The organism is Vibrio sp. 1069 (assembly GCF_033340555.1).
In genome coordinates, this window is the sequence record NZ_JAWOWP010000894.1 from 1 (window position 1) to 531 (window position 531).

Below are 531 nucleotides of genomic sequence, written 5' to 3' on the forward strand. Positions count from 1 at the left end.
ATCCGTGACGAAGCATTTTTGGATACGGTATTCGCGCAGCACGACATCCAAGCTGTGATCCACTTTGCTGGCCTCAAAGCGGTTGGCGAATCGGTGGCAAAACCACTTGAGTACTACGACAACAACGTCAATGGCTCATTGGTGTTAGCGCGCAGCATGCGTAAAGCGGGCGTGAAAAGCATCGTATTCAGTTCATCGGCAACGGTTTACGGTGACCCAGAAATAGTGCCGATTACGGAAGATTCACCAACAGGCGCAACCACCAATCCATACGGTCGCAGTAAATATATGGTGGAGCAGTGCTTCAGCGATCTGTTCCATGCTGAAAACGACTGGAGCATCACCTTACTGCGTTACTTCAACCCAGTTGGCGCGCACTCATCGGGCTGCATGGGGGAAGACCCACAAGGTATTCCCAATAACTTGATGCCATTTATCGCCCAAGTCGCTGTTGGCCGCCGAGAAAAACTCGCGGTATTCGGTAGCGACTACCCAACACCTGATGGCACTGGCGTGCGCGATTACATCCAT

The 531-nt window shown here is 52.0% G+C and carries 1 protein-coding gene; it reads left to right on the plus strand.

Annotated elements, in window-relative coordinates; all coding sequences use genetic code 11:
• On the plus strand, positions 1 to 531 hold a 531-nt coding region (locus R7040_RS29680), incomplete at both ends, for an NAD-dependent epimerase/dehydratase family protein (protein ID WP_318098079.1).